At 42.3% G+C, this 5169-nt stretch carries 6 protein-coding genes; 1 reads left to right on the forward strand and 5 read right to left on the reverse strand.

The window, feature by feature from the left end; translation table 11 throughout:
* On the reverse strand, window positions 1-568 hold a 568-nt coding region (locus VNZ46_RS08065; RefSeq protein WP_325559574.1), incomplete at its 3' end, for a DeoR/GlpR family DNA-binding transcription regulator.
* A 72-nt stretch (window positions 569-640) separates the two neighbouring features.
* Between VNZ46_RS08065 and VNZ46_RS08070 the strand changes: the two genes are divergently transcribed.
* Window positions 641-1198: a 5' nucleotidase, NT5C type gene (locus VNZ46_RS08070; RefSeq protein WP_325559576.1), complete on the forward strand. Its 558-nt coding sequence runs from the start codon at window positions 641-643 to the stop codon at window positions 1196-1198.
* 92 nt (window positions 1199-1290) lie between these two features.
* Here VNZ46_RS08070 and VNZ46_RS08075 read toward each other — a convergent pair whose 3' ends face one another.
* The 4 genes from VNZ46_RS08075 to VNZ46_RS08090 form a co-directional block, all read right to left on the reverse strand.
* The gene (locus tag VNZ46_RS08075; RefSeq protein WP_325559578.1) at window positions 1291-2034 is read right to left on the reverse strand and encodes a succinate dehydrogenase/fumarate reductase iron-sulfur subunit; all 744 of its coding nucleotides are present in this window, start codon (window positions 2032-2034) and stop codon (window positions 1291-1293) included.
* A gap of 12 nt (window positions 2035-2046) precedes the next feature.
* Complete coding sequence (locus VNZ46_RS08080) at window positions 2047-3963, reverse strand: fumarate reductase/succinate dehydrogenase flavoprotein subunit (RefSeq protein ID WP_325559579.1); 1917 nt, start codon at window positions 3961-3963, stop codon at window positions 2047-2049.
* Between the two features lie 2 nt (window positions 3964-3965).
* On the reverse strand, window positions 3966-4634 hold the full coding sequence (locus VNZ46_RS08085) for a succinate dehydrogenase cytochrome b subunit (protein WP_325559580.1): 669 nt from the start codon (window positions 4632-4634) through the stop codon (window positions 3966-3968).
* A 10-nt stretch (window positions 4635-4644) separates the two neighbouring features.
* Window positions 4645-5169: anion permease (locus tag VNZ46_RS08090; protein ID WP_325559581.1), on the reverse strand; the 525-nt coding region annotated here is incomplete at its 5' end.

The raw sequence follows: 5169 nt of genomic DNA on the forward strand, positions 1-5169 counted from the left end.
TTTGACTGTCTTCGTAATCTACGCCAGTAACTCCATAATTCAAATCGATACTGCATACACCCAAAAAGCAAATATCAGCTCTGATGCTTCTCAAAGTTTGAATGGTTTCATATCCTGTTGTAGAGAAACTGGTCTTATTTAACCTTCCTCCAATAAACAACACTTCAATTTTTGGATGATCCTCCAGAACAGAGGCTACAGGAAAACTATTGGTGACTACAGTGAGCTGCATGTCTTTTGGCAGATTTGCAACAGCTGCAAGTGTAGATGTACCGGAATCGACAAGCAAGACCATGTTAGGCTTTATAAATTCCAGCGCTTTGGCCGCGATGATCTTTTTATGCTCAACATCAACATTTTGTCTGTCCCGGTAATGCATAGGAATGGGAGACCGATGTAGTGCACCTCCTCTAACCGCGCGTAAAAGTCCTTGATCTGACAATTCTTTAATATCCCGCCTTACGGTATCCTCAGATACATTCAGAATTTCACTGAGCTGATCCAACAATACTTTTTTATCCTTTGCTACATATTCCAGGATTAAATTTTGTCTTTCTGCCTTAATCATTCTGCAAATATAGAGATTTATTATTTGCAATATTCTGCAATATTTAATATTTTTATTGCATATATTTGCAATATGAAAACAAAAAAACCAAGCATAGCCATCGATATGGATGGCGTAATAGCAGATACAGAATCTCACTTTATTACCTGGTACCATAAAGATTATGGGGTACGCATCAATCGGGAAGATCTGATTGGAAAACCAGAATCTGAAGCTTTTCCGGATAAACAAGCGGTATGGAAATTTGTAAATTCACCAGGTTTTTTCCGCACGCTACCGGTTATGCCTGGTGCAATAGAAACTGTAAAAGAGTTAATGAATGACTTTGAGGTTTATATCGTATCGGCAGCAATGGAATTTCCACAATCTCTTTTTGAAAAACACCAGTGGCTGCAAGAACATTTTCCATTTATTTCCTGGAAAAACATTGTGCTTTGCGGAGATAAGAGTATCATTGATACGGATTATATGATTGATGACCATTTCAAAAACCTGGATTTCTGTAAAGGAAAAGCCATCTTGTTTCATGCTGCGCATAATGCAACAACAGACCGTCATCAACGGGTACACAGCTGGGAAGAAGTTAAGATTTTATTAAAAAGGGAATTGGAAACTGAATCGTCTTGTTAAAAGTGATCATTCTTTTAAAGAAAGAGGTTGTCCAAAAGGTCTTATTCTTTTTTTATGCAAATCGCACCTTTTTCAGACAACCCCTTTAAATATTATTTGAGTACGTTTCCTTTCAAAAACTCCCAGTTCATACGGGCTATATTCAGAACAGAAATTCCTTGAGGGCATTCTACTTCGCAAGCTTCTGTATTGGAACAATGTCCAAAATCTTCGGCATCCATCTGCGCCACCATTGTCAATGCCCGCTTACGTGCTTCTTGCTGGCCCTGAGGCAGTTTAGCTAAATGCGAAATCTTTGCAGAAGTAAATAAAGCCGCGCTCGAGTTCTTACAGGTAGCTACGCAGGCCCCACAACCAATACAAGCTGCAGAATCAAATGCGGATTCGGCAATTTCATGGGTGATCGGGATGCTGTTCGCTTCAGGTGCCTGCCCCGTATTGACGGAAACAAAACCTCCAGCCCCGATAATCCGGTCAAAAGCAGAACGGTCTACCTTAAGATCTCTTTTTACAGGGAATCCTTCGGCCCGGAAAGGTTCTATATAAATGGTATCTCCATCTTTAAAGGATCTCATGTGAAGCTGACAAGTCGTCGTATTTTTTAACGGTCCGTGGGCCCGGCCATTAATCATCATTCCGCATTGTCCGCAAATACCTTCCCTGCAATCGTGATCAAATTCAACCGGATGTTCACCGCTGAGAACCAGTTTCTCGTTCAGGGTATCCATCATCTCCAGAAAGGACATATGCGGGATCACATTATCCATCTCATAATCCACCAGCTTACCGTTACTTTTAGCATCCTTTTGACGCCATATTTTTAAAAAAATCTTCATAAGGCTATGGTTTTATTTATAACTCCGAACCGTCAAGGCTACATTTTCAAAAGTCAGGGGCTCTGGCACAAGCACGGGCTCCTGATCAATTCCTCTCCAATCCCAGGCAGATACAAAGCAGAATTTCTCGTCATTACGAAGTGCTTCACCTTCTGGTGTCTGGTATTCTTCCCTGAAATGTGCTCCACAAGACTCTTCCCTGGTTAAAGCATCGTAACACATCAGTTCAGCAACTTCCAGATAATCTGCCACACGGCCAGCTTTTTCAAGCTCAGCATTCATTTCTTCGGGTGTACCCGGTACGGCCAGATGTGCATAAAAATCTATTCTAAGTTTCTTGATTTCTGCTATGGCAAAACTGAGCCCTTCCCGGTTCCGGGACAATCCACAATAATTATAAAGAAGTTTACCTAATTTTTTATGATAGTAGTCTGCGGTTTTATCTCCCTTTATACCGACAAGCCTGGCCAGCAATTCTTTCGCTTTCTGTTCTGCTTCTATAAATTCAGGACTGTCTGCAGGCACAGGGCCGGTTTTAATTTCATCTGCAAGGTAATTCGAAACCGTATAGGGTGCCACAAAATATCCATCAACACAAGCCTGAAGTAAGGAATTGGCTCCAAGTCTGTTCGCTCCATGGTCTGCGAAATTGGCTTCACCCAAGGCGAACAAACCAGGAATGGTTGTCATTAATTCATAATCTACCCAAAGTCCGCCCATAGAAAAATGCGCTGCAGGAGAAATCATCATGGGCTCTTTATATGCATCAATATCTGTAATTTTCCGGTACATGCTAAACAGGTTTCCATACTTCTCTTTAATTTTGGCTTCTCCCTGTTCTTTGAGTGCCTTTGAAAAATCCAGGTAAACGGCATTCTTCTGTGCACCAATTCCATATCCTGCATCAATTCTTTCCTTGGCAGCCCTTGATGAAATATCACGGGGTGCCAGGTTGCCAAAGGCGGGATACCTGCGTTCCAGATAATAGTCTCTTTCTGTTTCAGGAATATCATTGGGTTTGCGTGCATCATCCTTTTTTAAAGGCACCCAGATTCGCCCATCGTTTCTCAAAGATTCAGACATCAGGGTCAGTTTACTTTGGTACTCTCCAGATTGCGGAAGGGAGGTTGGATGAATTTGTGTCCAGCTTGGGCTTGCCATCAAGGCTCCTTTTTTGTGTGCCCTCCAAATGGCAGATGCGTTACAACCCATGGCTAAGGTAGACAGGTAATAGATCTTACCAAAACCACCCGTAGCCAGAATAACTGCATGAGCACTATGTTTTTCGATCTCCCCGGTATCCAGGTTACGGACAATGATCCCCCTTGCCTTTCCATCTACCACCACCAGATCCAGCATCTCATGCCGGGTATACAAAGTAACTGTTTTTGCACTCACCTGCCGGATGAGTGCTTGATACGCGCCAAGTAATAATTGCTGTCCGGTTTGGCCACGTGAGTAAAATGTCCTGCTTACCTGTACTCCACCAAAAGAACGATTGTTCAAATATCCTCCATATTCCCGTCCAAAAGGTACACCCTGGGCAACAGCCTGATCAATCAAATGAAGAGAACATTCCGCAAGACGATACACATTTGCCTCTCTTGAGCGGAAATCTCCACCCTTAATGGTATCATAAAACATCCGGTAAACACTATCCCCGTCATTCTTGTAATTTTTCGCCGCGTTTACGCCTCCCTGTGCGGCAACTGAATGCGCACGGCGGGCGGAATCCTGGAAACAAAATGATTTCACTTTATAACCCATTTCTGCCAATGAAGCCGCTGCAGAACTACCGGCAAGACCGGTTCCTACCACTATGACATCCAGTTTTTTACGGTTAGCTGGATTAACCAGCTTTGCATGGTCTTTATAATAATTCCATTTATCCTTTAAAGGACCTGGCGGGATTTTCGCATTTAATTCCATAGCTAGTAATGAGTAAAATAAATGTATAGAGGTATAGCTGCAAAACCGAAGGTGATGATATAGCTATACCAGGTACCAAAAACTCTGATAAAGGCAACATAGCGGGGATGATAAACACCTATAGTGCGCGCCGCGCTATAAAACCCGTGCAACAGGTGATACCCCAGGGCAAACATGGCCAGTACATAAAAAAGAACATACCAAAGATCGCCGTATGCCCTGATTACAATCTCATAAAGATCCTTATTACCGGCAGCGTCAACAGGTAAGCTGCCAAACTTATACTGGTACCAAAAATCTTTGAAATGAAATACCAGGAAAATCAGGATCACTGTTCCCAATATTCCCATATTCCTTGAGTACCATTTACTCACCGCCCCTCTCTTATCATATTCATATTTCCCTGCCTTTTGGCGGTTAAACAAAGTAATCACCAAGGCGTCAATGGAGTGAATAATAATTGAGGCATATAAAATATAAGATACTGCTTTAATAAAAATATTTCCCGAAAGGAGCTTTGAATACCCGTTAAAACTCTCCCTGGCTTGTGCTTCAGGCAAGAAAAGCTGGAAATTACCTGCTAAATGAATGACCAGGAAAAAGCATAAAAACAATCCTGTTAACGCCATCAGGTATTTCCTGGACAGCGTAGATAGCGTTTCTTTTTTCATACGTTTCTGTTTAGTAAATACCAATTGCCTTCCACCATAAACCACCTATACCCATCCAGATCACCAGGAATACAATGCTTAAAATAAATCCTTTTGACCACCAACTCTTTACATCAACAAAACCACTCCCAAAATAAACTGGTGCAGGCCCGTGTCCGTAATGAGTTAGTGTACCATAAATACCACCACAAAAACCAAGTGAAAGTGCTAAAAGCATAGGCGGAATACCCACAGAAATCCCCACCCCCAGTAAGGCCGCATACATAGAGGCCACATGCGCAGTCGCACTGGCAAACATATAATGGCTATAAAAATAGACCAGAATGATAATTGGAAAAGCCATCGTCCAGCTCATCCCGCCAATCTGTGCTTTAACCAAGCCGCTAAACCACGGAATTAAACCCAAAGTGTTCAGTGCGCTCCCCATCATCACCAAAGCTGAAAACCAAACAATAGTGTCCCAGGCACCTTTTTCGCTTTTTACATCATCCCAGGTCAATACTTGCGACAGGAGCAGGAATACCAGACCAAGAAA

This window comes from Pedobacter sp., assembly GCF_035566355.1.
Classification (GTDB): Bacteria; Bacteroidota; Bacteroidia; order Sphingobacteriales; family Sphingobacteriaceae; genus Pedobacter.

What these genes read in the sequence shown, in the direction of transcription:
- VNZ46_RS08085 (WP_325559580.1), bottom strand. Translation starts at nt 4,634, where the DNA reads ATGAAAAAAGAAACGCTATCTACGCTGTCCAGGAAATACCTGATGGCG.
- VNZ46_RS08070 (WP_325559576.1), top strand. Translation starts at nt 641, where the DNA reads ATGAAAACAAAAAAACCAAGCATAGCCATCGATATGGATGGCGTAATA.
- VNZ46_RS08080 (WP_325559579.1), bottom strand. Translation starts at nt 3,963, where the DNA reads ATGGAATTAAATGCGAAAATCCCGCCAGGTCCTTTAAAGGATAAATGG.
- VNZ46_RS08075 (WP_325559578.1), bottom strand. Translation starts at nt 2,034, where the DNA reads ATGAAGATTTTTTTAAAAATATGGCGTCAAAAGGATGCTAAAAGTAAC.